This window comes from Mycetocola sp. BIGb0189, from assembly GCF_024810155.1.
GTDB classification, from domain to species: domain Bacteria; phylum Actinomycetota; class Actinomycetes; order Actinomycetales; family Microbacteriaceae; genus Mycetocola; species Mycetocola lacteus.
The window spans coordinates 24,687-40,594 of sequence record NZ_JANUED010000004.1 but is presented as its reverse complement, the minus strand read 5'-3'; the positions used below and the strand labels follow the sequence as shown (position 1 = coordinate 40,594).

Sequence of the window (15,908 nt, the reverse complement as noted above, 5' to 3'; positions counted from 1 at the left end):
GCTCCTTGCTAACAGCTCTGCTTGGTTACGGTGATGGAGGCCGGCGTATTGGCCGGGTTCACCATCGTATTGGCGGCGGGGATCTGTGCGGTCACCTTACCGTCACCGGGCGGCGCGGTCGGGTCGGCCACACACTTCTGATCCACGCTGGTGAAGCCGATGCCCTGGAGGGCCGACTTCGCCTGATCGCCGGTCATGTTCGACAGATCCGGAACGCTCTTCCCGGTGCCGTCGCTCGGGCGGATGGTGATCGTGTTACCCGAGGTCACGTTGGTGCCGGCGGCCGGGTCGGTACCCGCCACCATTCCCGCTGCCACACTCGAGAGAACCGGGTCACCCACCTGCACGTTGAATCCGGCGGCGGTGAGCGCGGCGGTGGCGTCGGCGACGCTCTGACCGCTCACATCCGGGACCGGGCTCTGCTGGGTCTTGGTCAGCGAGGCATCCGGCTTCGGGAAGGCGTCTCCACCGAACTTGCCGATGGTCGCGGTGGTGATCCCGGCAAACGCCCGGAACTTTGCCTGGAAGGCGCTGGTTCCGTTTGCCTGCACGTTATACATCGAGGACTTACGGCCGGTGCCGGGCATGCCCTGCACGTTACCGATCCAGAACGAGGTCACGGCCTTGGTGGTTCCACCGGTGATCCAGGTGTCGTACGCGTCATCCGCGGTACCGGTCTTACCGAACTGCGGGGCACCGGGGACAACCGCGTTGGCGGCGGTTCCACCGGGACCAAACACGGCCTGCATGGCATAGGCCGCGGTGTTGGCAACCTCGGGGGTTACCGCCTGGTCACAGCTGGACTTCGGCACGGCCATGTCCTTACCGCCCGGACCCACGATCTTGTCGATGGCAACCGGGGTGCAGAACTTACCCTGAGCGGCGATACCCGCGAAGGCACTCGCCATGGTCAGCGGGGCAATTTCGTTTGCACCGAGGACCGCGGAGGGGAGCTTGGAGAGCTCGCCGCCGTCTGCGCGGTGGACACCGAGGGACTCGGCGGTCTTGCGGATGTCACACAGGTCCAGCTTGCTGGCCATGTTCACAAACGCGGTGTTCACCGAGCGTCGGGTCGCCTCATAAGGGGTGATTCGTCCCGAACCGCTACCGTCGTAGTTCTGCGGGTTCCACGGTGCCGTGGTCATCTTTCCGCCGGGCTCACAGCTGTCGGTCCAGCGGGTGTAGGACTGCCGGCTGGCGTCAACGGTGTCGTTGAGCGACTTGCCGGACTTCAACCAGTCCAGCAGCACAAAGACCTTGTACTGCGAACCCACCTGGAAGCCGTTGGAGCCACCGTAGTTGTAGTCGGTGTTGTAGTTGATGCTGGTGTGCGAACGGCTTGCCTCGCCCACCTGCTGGTCCTCGGAGAAGGTCTTGTTCTGAACCATCGCCAGCACGCGGCCGGTACCCGGCTGCACGGTCGAGGCGGCGGCACCGAGCTCAACGTTCGGCTTCTCCTGGGGAACCCAGCGGTCCATCGCGGCCTGTGCGGCGTTCTGGATGTCGAGGTCGAGGGAGGTGTAGACGTCCATGCCACCACGACGCAGGGTCGCGCGCCGGTCATCCAGGGTCGCACCGAATTCGGGGCTGTTCAGGATGGTGTTCTGCACGTAGTTACAGAAGTAGGCGGCGTTACCGGCAGCCTGGCAACCGGTGCTCGGCGGCTTCAGGTTCGGCTCGATGGGGCTCGCAATCGCCTCGTCGTGCTGCTCCTTGGTGATCTTCCCCTCCTTGAGCATCTTGTTGATGACGTAGTCGCGGCGTTCCTTGGTCGCGGCATAGCCGTTGGCCGCGCCGTTCTTCTCGCTGTCGGGACGGTCGATGCGCAGACCGTTGGGGTTGTTCACGATCGCGATGAGCGTGGCCGCCTGCTGGATGTTGACATCCTTGGCGGACACCCCGAAGTAGTACTGCGAGGCTGCCTCGACACCGTAGGAGACACCACCGAAGTTGGCGATGTTGAGGTACCCGAGCAGGATCTGGTCCTTGGTGTACTTCTGCTCCACACCGATCGAGTAGCGCATTTCGCGCAGCTTACGCTCGGGGGTCTGGCGGATCGCGTCCTCATAGGCCGCGTCGCTTTCCTCCTTATTGGTAATCTGTGCTGCGTTCTGCACCAGCACGTTCTTCACGTACTGCTGGGTGATCGAGGAACCACCCTGGGTGCCGGAGGACTTCACAAAGTTTGAGAGCAGCGCGCGGGTGGTACCAATCAGGTCCACGCCGCCGTGGTCATAGAAACGCGGGTCCTCGGCGGAAACCGCGGCGTCCTTGAAGTATTGGGAGACTTCGTCCCAGCCCACCTGCTGGCGGTTCTGGTCGTAGAAGGTGGCCAGCAGCTGGTGGCTGCCGTCCGAGGCGGTCGCGTAGATGTTTGTACGCTCCATCGGCGGATCAATGTCCAGGAAAGCCGGGAGCCCATCGAATGCGTTGATGGCACCCTTGGTGGACATGCCGGTCACGGCGAGGGCGGGGGTGACCGCTGCGGTCACGAGGATCCCCGCGGCGACGCTGAGACCGATGAAGCCCATCAGGCTACCCAGGACACCGCTACCGGTACGTTTTTCTTGAGGCATAGGATTCAGTTTAAGCGACATTGCTGAAAGAATCCCTATCCGGGCCCCGAACTTCATACTTATTAAGGAGAAACATGAATCGCTGGGAGTACCTCACCACGCCGCTCATGATCCACAACACGGCCGCAATCCTCAACAACTGGGGCAAGCAGGGCTGGGAGCTGGTTCAGGTTGTGAACGGACCCGAGGGTGGCCTGGTTGCCTACCTCAAGCGTCCGCTGATCGAGGAGGGGGCACAGGCATGAGCACCATCGCCGACCGTCTCGCCGAGCTGGGTCTGAGCCTGCCCGAGGTCGCCGCTCCGGTGGCCGCCTATGTGCCCGCGGTGACCGAGGGAAACCTCGTATTCACCTCGGGACAGCTGCCCTTCGTCTCTGGCGCGCTGCCCGAGACGGGAAAGGTGGGCGAGGGAGATGGGCTGGTCAGCCCCGAGATCGCCGCCGACTATGCCGGCATCGCGGTACTCAACGCGCTGGCAGCCGTGCAGGCGCAGATCGGTTCGCTGGATCGGATTACCCGGATCGTCAAGATCAACGGCTTCGTCGCCTCGGACCCCGAATTCTTCGGCCAGCCCGCCGTGATCAACGGAGCCTCGACCCTGATCGGCGAGATCTTCGGTGAGCGCGGGCAGCACGCTCGGGCCGCTGTTGGTGTTGCGGTACTGCCGCTGAACGCCCCGGTGGAGGTCGAGATCGTGGTGGCTTTCGAGTAGTTCCCCACACACCAGACGAGTGGCACTCGACCTCGGGGTCGGGTGCCACTCGTTTTGGGGCGAAGCGGATATGAGATACGCGGCGCTAGCGGGCGGCCACGTCCGCCGAGATGATCCGCATGACCGTGGTATCCGCGAGCGTGGTGGTGTCACCCACCTCACGCCCCTCGGCCAGGTCGCGCAGCAGGCGGCGCATGATCTTGCCCGAACGGGTTTTGGGCAGTTCGGCCACCACAAAGATGTCGCGGGGACGAGCGATTGGCCCGATGAGCGTGGACACGTGTGACTTCAGTGCCGCCGACACCGCCGCGTGGTCCGCGGTTTCCTCGGCCTGGCTCTCCTTGAGGATCACAAACGCCACCACCGCCTGACCGGTGGTCTCATCGGTGGCCCCCACCACGGCAGATTCGGCGACAAACGGGTGCGCCACCAGTGCCGACTCGATTTCGGCGGTGGAGAGCCGGTGCCCGGAAACGTTCATCACGTCGTCCACACGCCCGAGCAGCCAGACGTCACCGTCGGCATCCAGGCGTGCGCCATCGCCGGCGAAGTAGGCGTTGGGGAATGTGCTCCAGTAGGTCTCCCGGAATCGATCCGGGTCGCCCCAGATGCCGCGCAGCATGCTGGGCCAGGGTTCGGTGATGGCCAGCAGGCCGCCGCTTCCCGGCGGGACCGGGGTCCCGTTTTCCTCAAGTACCGAAACCTCGATGCCGGGGAGGGGAACCTGGGCGCTGCCGGGCTTGGTGACCGTGACGCCCGGGAGGGCCGAAATCATGATCGCACCGGTTTCGGTCTGCCACCAGGTATCCACGATCGGGGCGGTCTTGCCGCCGATGACCTTGCGGTACCACATCCAGGCCTCGGGGTTGATGGGCTCACCCACCGATCCCAGCAGGCGGATGCTGGACAGATCCGAGCGCTTGGGGATCTTCCGGCCGAGCTTCATCGCGGCCCGGATCGCGGTGGGGGCGGTGTAAAACACGCTGACCCGATACTTTTCGATCAGCTCCCACCAGCGTCCGGGATTGGGGGAGTCGGGGGTTCCCTCGTAGAGCACCTGGGTTGCGCCATTGGCGAGCGGTCCATAGGTCACGTAGGTGTGTCCGGTGATCCAGCCCACATCCGCGGTGCACCAGTACACGTCGGTTTCGGGGTGGATGTCAAAAACATTGCGGTGGGTATACGCGGCCTGGGTCAGGTACCCACCCGAGGTGTGCAGGATGCCCTTGGGGGCACCCGTGGTCCCCGAGGTGTAGAGGATGAACAGCGGGTTTTCCGCGGGGAACGCCTCGGGCTCGTGCACGCTGGATGCCGCCGGGACGCGCTCATGCCACCAGTGGTCCCGACCTTCGGTCCACTCGATCTGGTTGCCGCCGCGGCCCACCACAAGGACATTGCGGACGGTCTGCTGCGTGGGAAGGTCGCCGCGGGCCTCCAGGGCCGCGTCCACGGCGGGCTTGAGTGGTGAGACCTTGCCCTTGCGATAGCCCCCATCGGCGGTGATGATCAGGGTCGCCGCCGCGTCGTCCACGCGGGCGCGAATGCTGTCGGCGCTGAAGCCACCGAAGATGACCGAGTGCACGGCGCCCAGGCGGGCAACCGCAAGCATCGAGACGATGGCTTCGGGAATCATCGGCAGATAGATGGCCACCCGATCGCCGGCACGGACACCGAGGTCGGTGAGGACGTTTGCCGCGCGCTTGACCTCATCGGTCAGCTCGGCATAGGAAATCGCCCGGGTATCGCCGGGCTCTCCCTCCCAGTAGAGCGCGATCCGATCGCCATTGCCCGCCTCCACGTGCCGGTCCAGGCAGTTATAGGCCACGTTGAGCGTGCCATCCTCGAACCACTTGGCAAACGGCGGGTTTTCCCAGTTCAGCACCGAGGTGAAGGGGCGCTGCCAACTGATCAGCTCGCGTGCCTGATCCGCCCAGAAACCCAACCTGTCTGCCTGAGCGCGATCGTAGAGCGTCTCATCTGCATTTGCCTGCGCGACAAATTCCGGAGTGGGCTCGAATCGACGGGTTTCGGTGAGCAGATTATCAATCTGGGCATTCATGACGGCTAAATCGCTCCTTTGCGATGACGTGTTCCCACCTCGATGTGGGCCATGCACACACAGCGTACTCCGAAAAATCGGGTGCTCAGAACGTGTCCGCAGAATCCACCAAAAAGTTTTTTTGATGTGGATTCGGTTACGTTCCGCGGAATCATGCGGGAGTGCCCCTCGTGTCCCCCGAACTGGTGTCATCCACTTGGTGGACAGGGGTCGTCAAATCGACGTCGAGGGCGTACACTAAATCCAGGCCGAAATTCTTATTTCGAGCGTGCAGCGCACAACGGATTCCCCCCAATCCAGTGTCGCTTGCGGCGGCATCCATTCCCCCCAATGGATGCCGCCCTTTTATTTTTCCGGCGGGTTTTTCCGCGTCTCGCCGCCGCTGGGCAGTTGTCCACAGCCCGGATGTCCGCAGCGATTCATCCACAGAACTCGAGTGCCCCGCGACTCCCTGCTTCGCCAAACCTACGCTCGTGGCATGACAGCACTCAGCGAAGTTTCGAGCCGCCCGCCCTCGCCCATCCTCGAGCAGGAGGCGCGGGCGCTGGACCAGCGCGTGGGCCTTGCTCGGCATTTCGGAACGCTGGCCACCCCACTCCTGCGCGCCGGGGTCAGCGACATCTTTCTATCCGCGGAGGCCGGGGCCTGGTATGACCGTGGCGGGGGTCTAGAACCCGCGGATCACGACGTCCACCCGGAGGCCGAGGTGCGTGCCCTAGCCGTTCGGCTCATCGCGCTCGGCGGACGCCACATCGACGAGGTGACACCCTGCGTGGATGTCCGGCTCCCCGGGGGTGTGCGAGTCCACGCGGTGCTCCCGCCCGTGGCACCCCACGGCACTCAGCTCAGCGTGCGGGTGCCCGCACTGAACCCGATCTCCCTGGACGGGTTGGCCGGGGCGGGGTTCTTTGGCTCCGACGGCACACAGGATGCATCGCCACTCATCATCGATCTGCTGCGTGAGCGCCGGAACATCCTGATCAGCGGGCCCACGGGGTCGGGTAAAACGACCCTGCTGGCCGCCCTGATCGATGCGGCACCCGAGACCGAACGGGTCATCGCGGTGGAAGACGTGGCCGAGTTGGGGGTGCACCGCCGGCAATTCATTTCGCTGCAGGCACGTCAGGCCAATATCGAGGGAGTCGGACACCTCGGATTGCGCAGTCTGGTGCGTGAGGCCCTGCGGATGCGGCCCGATCGCCTGATCCTGGGGGAGTGCCGTGGGGCGGAGATCCAAGACCTCTTCTCCGCGCTGAACACCGGTCACGATGGGGGAGCGGGCACGATTCATGCCAATTCTCTCGGCGATGTCCCGGCGCGATTGGAGGCGTTGGGTGCGTTGGCCGGGCTTTCCCCGGCCGCCCTGGCCAGCCAGGCGGTCAGCGCTCTGGATCTCGTCCTGCACCTGCGCGGAAACCGTCCGCGAGGGTTGGAGGCCATTGGCCGCCTTGAACGCGGACCATCCGGCATGCTGCGTGCCGTGACGGTGTGGAGTGCGGCCCGATGAGCGAGCGTTCATCGGTACCGTCGCGAAGCTCCTGGGCGCACGCACGGGGGCGAAACGATCGTCCCGAGTATCACGACGCCTGTGCCGCAGACCTGGAGCGACTAGCCGCGCTCCTGGGGGCGGGGCTCACTCCTGCCGTCGCCTGGGCCTCGGTGGTCACCCGGGCACCCGCGCCGCACTCGGATGCATCGAACGGAGGCATCGCACGCCGCTCTGGGTTTGCGGCGGTCTTTCGGACGAGGGGGTCCGAGAACTCTGGTGTGGCCGGGCTCCGACGCGGGCACCCCGCGGCCCTACGGGCGGTACAGCGAGCGCTGGACATGGGTCAGGACCCGGCCTCCGCCCTCCTGGCGGTGGGGAACCTGGGACACCCTGCCCGTGGAAGGGAAAGGGGAAGTGGAACTGGGGACAGCGGCGGCGAGCGAACGGGGAGCGCGAGGCACCGTGGGCGCAAACTTCGGCGCGCGGCCCGTCCGGATTCCGTCGTCGATACCTCCCTCCCCTGGGCTCGCCTGGCCGCCACATGGTCGGTATCCGCTCAGACCGGTGCACCGCTTGCCGAGGGAGTACACGAGCTTGCGGCAGCCCTCCGGGCGCGTGCTCGCCTGGGGCGCGCCTGTACGGCCGAAGCCGCGGGGCCTCGCTCAAGCGCAAGACTGGTGTGTTGGCTACCCGTGATTTCGACCCTGTTTGGTGAGGCCCTGGGATTCTCGCTTATCGATACCCTCACCGGAACGGCACCCGGTCAGGTTCTGTTGGGGTTCGGGGTTGGGCTCAGTGCGCTCACCGCAGTCTGGATCGGGTCACTGATTCGACGCGCACTGCGTGTCCCGCCCGAACCTGATGTGATCTTCGAACTCACGGCAACCGGCCTAGCCGCCGGCCTGAGCCCGGTGTCTGCACGCGAATGCGCGGAGCGTGCGCTGACTCGCTGCGGGCTCCCCGTCCCCGCGGACGCTCTCCGCTCGCTGCACGAGACACTGAGCCTCGCGGGGAGCGTCGGGATCGCCGCTCACGCCCTGCTGCGAGCCGAGGCTCAGTCTCTGCGTGATCGTCGCTCGTCCGATCTCCTCCGCGGTGTGAACCGTCTGGGTACCCGATTGTTGATTCCCCTCGGAGCGGGAGCACTGCCCGCATTCTTCTGTCTGGGTGTGGCCCCGATGATGCTCACCCTGCTCCACGACAGCCTCGGTACCGTGATCACCTGACCCTACCGGGAGCGGCCCCGGCACCCTATTGCCCCTCGTCCGGGGCTGATATTTCGCGGATCTGCGCCCAACTTTTACCAATCGGAGACAACGCATAGACACGTTATGGCCGCACCCATAGGGTGTGAGTCATGAAGTGGACGCAACCCTGGTATGTGGCCTATGCACTCGTGGGCATGATGATGCTCGGGGTTGCACCGATCTTTATCCCGCTGAGCGTGGAAGACGGGGGCAAAAACGGCGCGACCCTCGTCGGTGTGGTCGTGGCGGCCTTTTATGCGGGTGGGCTCTTGGCCCCGGTTTTGGGATCGCTAGCCGATCGCAAGGGACTCCAGCGCGGCGTTTTCCTCTGGTCTTTCCCGGTTATGGCGCTGGCCATGATCGGGTTCGCATTCGCGTCCAACGTCTGGATCTGGGTGCCCCTGGCGCTGATCTTCGGCGGGGCCGGTTCCCTGGCGGGAACCGTGGCCGGCCTCTTCATCGTCGAGGCGCGGCCAATGAAGGAGTGGAATAACCGGTTGAGCTGGTTCCGGCTCGCCTACGGGGTGGGACAGGTTGTGGGCCTCATCATCGCCGCGCTCGCCGCCACCCAGTTGCGGTTCGGGTGGATTCTCTCGGCGGTGCTGCTCGCCACAGGATTTTTCCTGGGGAGGGCTCAACTGCCCCGGCTGAAACCCGCCGCCCCCGCGCAGCCATCCACTCGCACGAGTGGCGTGGCCACACTGGTGCGCGGAAAGATCGGGGTGTTTCTGCTCACCTGGCTGCTGACGATGATGGGTGTCCAGACATTCTTCAACGTTGTTCCCCTGGTCATGCGGGACGCGTTCGCCGTTACCCCCTCGATGTCGTCGATCCTTTTCCTGATCGGTGCCGCGCTGGGCACCCTCTGCTATCCGCTTGCGGGGACCGTTGCCAATAAGACGGGACCGGGAGCGGTGCTTCTGCTGGGGGTCGGCGCGAGCATCATCGCGTTTGGATCGATGGCGATCGCCGCGATGGGGGATGTCCCCGGTAAGGCGGTGATCGGGTCGGCCGCCCTGGTTGTCGCGGCGACTGCCTACTCGTTTGAGGTTGTTGCCGCGACCCTCATGGTGGTGAAGATTTACCCGGGGCCCGAGGGCTCGGCGATGGGCCTGCTGAACGGAATCATCGCACTGGGAGCGGTCCTGGGCGCGCTCGTGCCCTCGTTCCTGGCACAGGCCTTTGGCTACTCGGCACTACCCGCCTTCGCGTGCGGTGTGCTGGTGCTGGCGGCGCTTGCGGGGCTTCCCCTCTACCGGCGCTCGACCTGGCGGGGCGCAGCACCCGCCCCCACCGGGGTGGATTCCACGAGCACCCGCTAATCCGTCATGCTCCTCTCGGCCCCTGTCATAGCACCCTGCCGAAAGTGAATAAGGCGCGATCAACGCGCCCAAGAGATTCCTCCACAGCCCGGTTTTTTGACGGTGTTCTCCACCGATTGATTCGTCTTTTCCCGCTCCTGGGCGGCCCGCACAAGACTGGAATCAATCAATCGAGAGGAACCATCATGAACACCCATCCCGCTGCATATGCCTCATCTGTTCAGTCACCCATACATCCACCGATACACGCGGGGCACCGTGTGCCGGGGCTCGGGGCCCTTCCGGAACGCCTGGAGCGGGGGTGGTGCCGGCTCCGTACCGGGTTTCGTCGGTCTCTGATCGATGAGACGGGCGCGGTGACCGCCGAGTATGCAATCACCACCATGGCCGCCGTGGCCTTTGCTGGGCTCTTGGTGGTGATCATTCGTAGCGGGGAGGTCCGTGAGCTTTTGACCAATCTGGTCCGCGCGGCGCTCCAGATTCCGGGCTAACTCATGCTTGTGTACAACCGTGTGCCTCCCACGACACACGAGGGAGCCCCGCGTCTGACGGGGGAGCCTCGATCCAGGCCTGATCGCCAGCCTCTGCCCGGACGACGTCCCCCGGCGAAGCGCCGCCTGCGTGATGAGCGGGGGAGTATCAGTGCAGAGTTTGCGCTTGTGATGCCGGCGGTTTTGGTGGTCCTCGCGCTGTGCCTGGGGGTGCTTGCCGCCGGCACCACGCGCGGGCGGCTCTGGGACGTGGCGGGGCAGTCGGCCCGATCCTTCGCACGCGGAGACCCCGAGGAGAGCATCGCGGCGCAGGCGCGCACGCTCCTGCCCGGTGTGGCGGTGTCCCTCGCGGGGCAGGAAAATCTGGTGTGTGCAACGGCGGGGATTCCGGTGAGTGGTGTGGTGGGGCATTTCCTCCCGCTGCAATTGGAGGCCCGGGTATGCACCCTTCGGGAGGAGTAGCGGGTCTCGGGTGGGTGCGCGCCGTCCGGTCCGAGCGAGGCTCGGGCACCGTGCTGGGGCTTGCCCTGTTCTGCATGCTCCTGCTGTGTGCGAGTGTGTCCATTCCCTCGGCGCTCTCTCTGGAGACGCGGGCGGAGGTACGGGCACTGGCTGATTCGGTCGCCCTATCGGGTGCACGGGTCCTCGCCGGTTTGGCTTCGGGGGACCCCTGCGATGCCGCGCGGCGCGTTGCCGAGGCCAATGGTGTCACGCTGAGCGGTTGCCGGGTAGGGGAGGCCGATCTTCGTGTCACGGTGACACGGCAGGTCGCCGGGGTGACGGTTCGGGGTGTTGCATTCGCGGGTTTTCTCACGGACGACACACGGGATTAAAGAAACCGGACACGTGCCGTCGGCGAACACCCTATATAAGAGGTATGGATCGGATCGCCTGTCTGCTCGATCCGCTCGCATGCCCGGGAACACGCGGAATCCCGGCGGGATGGGCAACACGCCAGAACGGTTCCAGCGCGGTGGGGGAATGGTAACAATCTCGGTGACGTTAGCCGTCGTGGAACCCTCCGAAATTCGCCGCCTCAACACACTCATGTATAAATAGGAGGATCATAGGGGTGTTCCATCAAGTGCCAATACGGCCCGCACACGGTCTAGGTGTGTATGGTGTGCCTGACGAAAGGAGCCGGGTGTCCAACACGAAAAAGCTGGTCATCGTAGAGTCGCCGACCAAGATGAAGTCGATCGCCGGGTATCTCGGAGACGGTTATGAAGTCTTGAGCTCGGTAGGACACATCCGAGACCTTGCCGAACCCAAAAACCTGCCTGCCGAGCTCAAAAAGGGCGGCATGGGCAAGTTTGCCGTGGACGTCGACAACGGCTTCGAACCCTACTACGTGGTGTCCGATACCAAGAAGAAGACCGTCGCCGATCTCAAGCGTGCGTTGAAGGATGCCGACGAGCTCCTGCTCGCAACTGATGAGGACCGCGAGGGAGAGGCCATCGCCTGGCACCTGCTGCAGGTCCTCAAGCCCAAGGTGCCGGTACGCCGCATGGTGTTCCACGAAATCACCAAGGACGCCATTCTGGCGGCCAAGGACAACACCCGTGATCTCGATGTTGCACTCGTGGACGCGCAGGAAACCCGACGTATCCTCGACCGCATCTACGGCTATGAGGTGTCGCCGGTGCTGTGGCGCAAGGTGGGCCCGAGCCTGTCCGCCGGTCGAGTGCAGTCCGCGGCCACTCGCCTGATTGTCGAGCGAGAGAAAGAACGTCGCGCGTTTGTCTCCGCCGACTACTGGGACATCGCCGTCCAGGTTGCCGCAGCCGAAGACCCCACCCGGTTCGAGGCGCGACTGGTCCGCCTCGACGGTGAGCGCATCGCCAGCGGTCGCGATTTCTCCGATCGCGGTGTCCTGACCGGTAGTGCCCGTCAGCTCGATGCCGCCAGTGCCGCCAAGCTTGCCGACGCGCTCCAGGCACCGGAGACCATCACCCGGGTTTCCAAGCTGGAAACCAAGCCGTATTCGCGTCGTCCGGCTGCGCCGTTCACCACGTCGACCCTGCAGCAGGAGGCCGCGCGTAAGCTGCGCTTCTCCGCACGTCAGACCATGAGCGTGGCACAGTCGCTGTACGAAAACGGGTACATCACCTATATGCGTACCGACTCGCCGTCGCTGAGCTCGCAGGCGATCAACGCTGCCCGCGATCAGGCGACCAGCCTGTATGGTGCCGACAGCATCCCGGACAAGCCCCGCCTGTACTCGGGCAAGTCGAAGAACGCCCAGGAGGCCCACGAGGCGATCCGTCCCTCGGGAGATCACTTCCGGACTCCCGCGTCGCTCAAGTCCTCGCTCAGCGGAAATGACTTCCGCCTGTACGAGCTAATCTGGAAGCGTACCGTGGCATCGCAGATGGCCGACGCCAAGGGGCAGACCGCGACCGTGACCCTTGCGGCCACCGTCGAGGGCCAGGAAGCCGAGTTCACCGCGAGTGGAACGGTCATCACCTTCCGCGGATTCCTTCAGGCCTATGAAGAGGGCCAGGACGAGCAGCGCGGGGGCGACGCCGCCGCCAAGGAAGCAAAGCTTCCGCAGCTGACCGAGGGCCAGACCGTGGCCCTGGAAGAGGTCGAAGCCAAGGGGCACGAAACGACACCGCCGCCGCGCTTTACCGAGGCGAGCCTCGTGAAGACGCTGGAAGAGCTGGGTATCGGGCGTCCCTCAACCTACGCGCAGACCATCGCCACGATCATGGATCGCGGTTATGTGAGCCAGCGTGGTCAGGCGCTCATCCCCACCTGGATCGCCTTCTCGGTGATCCGACTGCTGGAAGACCACTTCGGCAGCCTGGTGGAATACGACTTCACCGCCTCGATGGAGGGCGACCTCGACCGCATCGCCGCCGGTGAGCAGGACCGCACCGACTGGCTGAAGTCGTTCTACTTCGGTGGCGACAGCCGGGAGGGTCTGCGTCAGGTCATCGACAACCTCGGCGAAATTGATGCGCGTGAGATCAACTCGATCCACCTCACCGACAACATCACGCTGCGTATTGGCCGCTACGGCCCGTACCTCGAGGTGCGCGAGGAGGGCGCTGATCCCGAGGCCACCCCGCGTCGAGTGAACATCCCCGAGGATCTGGCCCCCGATGAGCTCACCGCCGAGAAGGCACAGGAGCTGATCGATGCGCCGGTGCTCACCGATCGCATCGTGGGTGTGAACCCCGAAAACGGCAAGGAAATCATTGCCAAGGACGGCCGTTTTGGTCCGTATGTGAGCGAGGTTGACCCCGAACCCGAGCCCGAGGTGAACCCGGCGACCGGCGAGGTTGTCGAGGCACCCAAGAAGAGCACCAAAAAGGCCGCCGCGGCCCCCAAGCCGCGTACCGCGTCGCTGTTCAAGAGCATGTCGCTGGACACGATCGACCTGGCCACCGCACTTCAGCTGCTGGATCTTCCCCGGGTCATCGGTACCGATCCCGAAAGTGGTGAGGAGATTCTCGCTCAGAACGGCCGGTTCGGACCGTATATGAAGAAGGGAAGCGAAACCCGTTCGCTGACCTCCGAGGATCAGATCTTCGACATCGACCTGGCTGGTGCCCTGGAAATCTATGCGCAGCCCAAGTACGGCGCGCGTCGAGCATCCAGTGCGCTCAAGGAGTTCGCCGAGGACCCCGAAAGCGGGAAGCCGATCAAGGTCAAGGATGGCCGTTTCGGTCCGTATGTGACCGATGGCACGACCAACGCGACCATTCCCAAGGCCGAATCGGTCGAGGAGATCACATTCGAACGCGCGGTCGAGCTGCTCGCACTCAAGCGTGCGAAGGGCCCGGCAACCCCGCGCAAGACCGCGGCGAAGAAGGCCCCCGCAAAGAAGGCTCCGGCGAAGAAGGCTCCGGCCAAGAAGGCAGCCACCACCAAGGCGGCCACAACAAAAACCGCCGCTGCCAAGACAACCGCGGCCAAGTCGACCACTGCGAAGACCACCGCTGCCAAGACCACGGCGGCAAAGTCCACCGCGGCAAAGTCCACGGCGGCAAAGTCCACCGCAGCAAAATCGACTGCGGCAAAGTCCACCACTGCCAAGGCGACCGCGGCCAAGTCGACCACCGCTAAGTCGACCGCCGCGGCAGCCGCAGCGGACACGGAGGCCTAGTGGCATCCCGAGGACTGTTCATCACCTTCGAGGGTGGGGACGGAAGCGGGAAAACCACCCAGGCCGAGCTGCTTGATGTGTGGCTGCGTGAGCGCGGGGAAACCACCCTGCGCTCACGCGAGCCCGGCGGCACCGAGGTGGGCGAGCAGCTGCGCGAGATTGTGCTGCACCACCGGGGGGAGATTTCCTCCCGTGCCGAGGCGCTGCTCTACGCGGCCGACCGGGCACAGCACATCGACACCAAGATTCGGCCCGCGCTGGAGCGTGGCGAGATCGTCCTGCAGGACCGCTATATCGACTCGTCCCTCGCCTACCAGGGTGCCGGTCGCGCACTCGGTGTCGACGAGGTGCGCGCGCTCTCGGTGTGGGCAAGCGGGGACCTGTGGCCCAACCTGACCATCCTGCTGGACCTCGATCCGGACAACGCCCGTGAACGCCTCAACAGTGCTCGCACCCGCTTCGACCGGCTCGAAGCCGAAAAGAGCGCGTTCCACGGGCGTGTGCGCACGGTGTTTCTTGAACTCGCGCAGGCCGAACCCGAACGGTTCCTGGTTTTGGACGCGACCCTCTCGATTGACGACCTTGCCACCCGGATTCGGGAGCGGGTCGCGGCCCTGCTGGCTGACTAACGGTTCGTCGCCTGTTGGGACGCGGGGCGCGCGGCCGCCCCAACTCCGTCCCGTGACGCCGGACTCACCCGCGCGGACATGCCCGCGCAGCCCACGTTCGGCCTCGGCCCGGTAGGCTGGGAACATGTCGGTGTGGGATGAAATTGTGGGGCAACCCGAAGCGGTAGCGACCCTGCGCGCGGCCGCCGGGGGAACTGCGGACGGTGGCGACACCATGACCCATGCCTGGCTGATCACCGGTCCTCCCGGATCGGGACGCTCCAACCTCGCCTATGCCTTCGCGACCGCGCTGCTGAGCTCCCATGTGGACGGCGACCCGGACACAATCGCGCAGGTCACCGCGCGCAGCCACCCGGATCTCACCGCGCTGTCCACCACCGCGATGACCATCAAGATCGAAGACGTGCGTGAAACCGTGCGGCGCTCCTACTATGCACCCTCGATTTCCCGCTATCGCGTGGTCATCGTCGAGGACGCCGACCGGATGATCGAGCGCACCTCCAATACCCTGCTCAAGGCACTCGAGGAACCGCCCGCGGAAACCGTGTGGATCCTCTGCGCACCCAGCGAGGCCGATCTGCTGCCCACCATCCGCTCCCGCGTCCGTTCGGTGCGGCTGCGCACACCCTCGGTGGCCGATATTGCCGAGCTGCTGCACACCCGCGACGGTATCGATCGCGACCTGGCCGAGCAGAGCGCGCGCCTGGCCCAGAGCCACATCGGCATGGCCCGCCGTCTCGCCACCGATGCGGATGCGCGCGCACGACGCGAAGATACCCTGCGCTCGGTCCTGGACATTCGCGACGTGTCCGATGCCGTGGTGATGGCGCAGCGACTGGTGGATATCGCCGGTGCCGATGCCAAGGCCTACACCGGAGAACGGGACGAGCAGGAGCGCGAGCGTGTGCTGCGCTCGCTCGGTGTCGAACCGGGAGGCACGATCCCGCAGGCGCTGCGGGCGCCACTTCGCGACCTCGAAAACGACCAGAAACGACGGGCCAAGCGTGGCCTGATCGACGGCGTCGATAGAATCCTCACCGACCTGCTTTCGCTCTACCGCGACCTGCTGATGCAACAGCTCGGCCGGGTCGAGGGGCTGATCAACACCGAACTGGTCCGCGAAATCCGTGAGGTGGCGCAGTCCTCAACCCCGGAGATGACGCTGCAGACGATGGAGGCCATCCGGGAGGCGCGTGAGCGTATCGGTGCCAACATCACCCCCACACTCGCCCTTGAAGCCATGCTTGTGACCGCGATCCGCTAACCATC

At 65.0% G+C, this 15,908-nt stretch carries 13 protein-coding genes; 11 read left to right on the top strand and 2 right to left on the bottom strand.

What is annotated here, in order from left to right; translation table 11 throughout:
• Window positions 1-8 precede the first annotated feature (8 nt).
• Window positions 9-2,576: a transglycosylase domain-containing protein gene (locus M2390_RS07225; protein WP_259177815.1), complete on the bottom strand. Its 2,568-nt coding sequence runs from the start codon at window positions 2,574-2,576 to the stop codon at window positions 9-11.
• Window positions 2,577-2,650: 74 nt separating this feature from the next.
• Here M2390_RS07225 and M2390_RS07220 point away from each other — a divergent pair, with 74 nt between their 5' ends.
• On the top strand, window positions 2,651-2,821 hold the full coding sequence (locus M2390_RS07220; protein WP_121689646.1) for a DUF4177 domain-containing protein: 171 nt from the start codon (window positions 2,651-2,653) through the stop codon (window positions 2,819-2,821).
• Window positions 2,818-3,288 carry a RidA family protein gene (locus tag M2390_RS07215; protein WP_259177814.1) on the top strand — a complete coding sequence of 157 codons (471 nt, stop codon included), beginning with the start codon at window positions 2,818-2,820 and terminating at the stop codon, window positions 3,286-3,288. Before M2390_RS07220 ends, M2390_RS07215 begins: the two co-directional genes overlap by 4 nt.
• Window positions 3,289-3,373: 85 nt before the next feature.
• Here M2390_RS07215 and acs read toward each other — a convergent pair whose 3' ends face one another.
• A complete protein-coding gene (acs, locus tag M2390_RS07210) occupies window positions 3,374-5,347 on the bottom strand; it encodes an acetate--CoA ligase (RefSeq protein ID WP_259177813.1) in 1,974 nt (657 codons plus the stop codon).
• A gap of 478 nt (window positions 5,348-5,825) precedes the next feature.
• Between acs and M2390_RS07205 the strand changes: the two genes are divergently transcribed.
• The 9 genes from M2390_RS07205 to M2390_RS07170 all read left to right on the top strand — a co-directional run bounded on the left by M2390_RS07205 (window position 5,826) and on the right by M2390_RS07170 (window position 15,903).
• Entirely contained in the window at window positions 5,826-6,854 is a 1,029-nt protein-coding gene (locus M2390_RS07205) for a CpaF family protein (protein ID WP_259177812.1), read from the top strand.
• 674 nt (window positions 6,855-7,528) lie between these two features.
• Window positions 7,529-8,062, top strand: coding sequence for a hypothetical protein (locus tag M2390_RS07200; RefSeq protein ID WP_259177811.1), 534 nt, complete (start codon window positions 7,529-7,531; stop codon window positions 8,060-8,062).
• A gap of 131 nt (window positions 8,063-8,193) precedes the next feature.
• Complete coding sequence (locus M2390_RS07195; protein ID WP_259177810.1) at window positions 8,194-9,405, top strand: MFS transporter; 1,212 nt, start codon at window positions 8,194-8,196, stop codon at window positions 9,403-9,405.
• 290 nt (window positions 9,406-9,695) lie between these two features.
• A complete protein-coding gene (locus M2390_RS07190) occupies window positions 9,696-9,896 on the top strand; it encodes a DUF4244 domain-containing protein (RefSeq protein WP_259178064.1) in 201 nt (66 codons plus the stop codon).
• Between the two features lie 3 nt (window positions 9,897-9,899).
• Window positions 9,900-10,358 carry a TadE family type IV pilus minor pilin gene (locus M2390_RS16145; RefSeq protein WP_310503970.1) on the top strand — a complete coding sequence of 153 codons (459 nt, stop codon included), beginning with the start codon at window positions 9,900-9,902 and terminating at the stop codon, window positions 10,356-10,358.
• On the top strand, window positions 10,337-10,729 hold the full coding sequence (locus M2390_RS16185; protein WP_396822712.1) for an Rv3654c family TadE-like protein: 393 nt from the start codon (window positions 10,337-10,339) through the stop codon (window positions 10,727-10,729). Before M2390_RS16145 ends, M2390_RS16185 begins: the two co-directional genes overlap by 22 nt.
• Window positions 10,730-11,040: 311 nt before the next feature.
• Window positions 11,041-14,010: a type I DNA topoisomerase gene (gene topA / locus M2390_RS07180; RefSeq protein ID WP_259177808.1), complete on the top strand. Its 2,970-nt coding sequence runs from the start codon at window positions 11,041-11,043 to the stop codon at window positions 14,008-14,010.
• The gene (gene tmk, locus M2390_RS07175) at window positions 14,010-14,639 is read left to right on the top strand and encodes a dTMP kinase (RefSeq protein ID WP_259177807.1); all 630 of its coding nucleotides are present in this window, start codon (window positions 14,010-14,012) and stop codon (window positions 14,637-14,639) included. The genes topA and tmk overlap by 1 nt, the downstream gene beginning before the upstream one ends.
• Before the next feature lie 124 nt (window positions 14,640-14,763).
• The gene (locus M2390_RS07170) at window positions 14,764-15,903 is read left to right on the top strand and encodes a DNA polymerase III subunit delta' (RefSeq protein WP_259177806.1); all 1,140 of its coding nucleotides are present in this window, start codon (window positions 14,764-14,766) and stop codon (window positions 15,901-15,903) included.
• Window positions 15,904-15,908 lie beyond the last annotated feature (5 nt).

What these genes read in the sequence shown, in the direction of transcription:
- M2390_RS07220 (WP_121689646.1), top strand. Translation starts at nt 2,651, where the DNA reads ATGAATCGCTGGGAGTACCTCACCACGCCGCTCATGATCCACAACACG.
- M2390_RS07215 (WP_259177814.1), top strand. Translation starts at nt 2,818, where the DNA reads ATGAGCACCATCGCCGACCGTCTCGCCGAGCTGGGTCTGAGCCTGCCC.
- M2390_RS07195 (WP_259177810.1), top strand. Translation starts at nt 8,194, where the DNA reads ATGAAGTGGACGCAACCCTGGTATGTGGCCTATGCACTCGTGGGCATG.
- M2390_RS16185 (WP_396822712.1), top strand. Translation starts at nt 10,337, where the DNA reads ATGCACCCTTCGGGAGGAGTAGCGGGTCTCGGGTGGGTGCGCGCCGTC.
- M2390_RS07170 (WP_259177806.1), top strand. Translation starts at nt 14,764, where the DNA reads ATGTCGGTGTGGGATGAAATTGTGGGGCAACCCGAAGCGGTAGCGACC.
- M2390_RS07225 (WP_259177815.1), bottom strand. Translation starts at nt 2,576, where the DNA reads ATGCCTCAAGAAAAACGTACCGGTAGCGGTGTCCTGGGTAGCCTGATG.
- M2390_RS16145 (WP_310503970.1), top strand. Translation starts at nt 9,900, where the DNA reads ATGCTTGTGTACAACCGTGTGCCTCCCACGACACACGAGGGAGCCCCG.
- acs (WP_259177813.1), bottom strand. Translation starts at nt 5,347, where the DNA reads ATGAATGCCCAGATTGATAATCTGCTCACCGAAACCCGTCGATTCGAG.
- M2390_RS07205 (WP_259177812.1), top strand. Translation starts at nt 5,826, where the DNA reads ATGACAGCACTCAGCGAAGTTTCGAGCCGCCCGCCCTCGCCCATCCTC.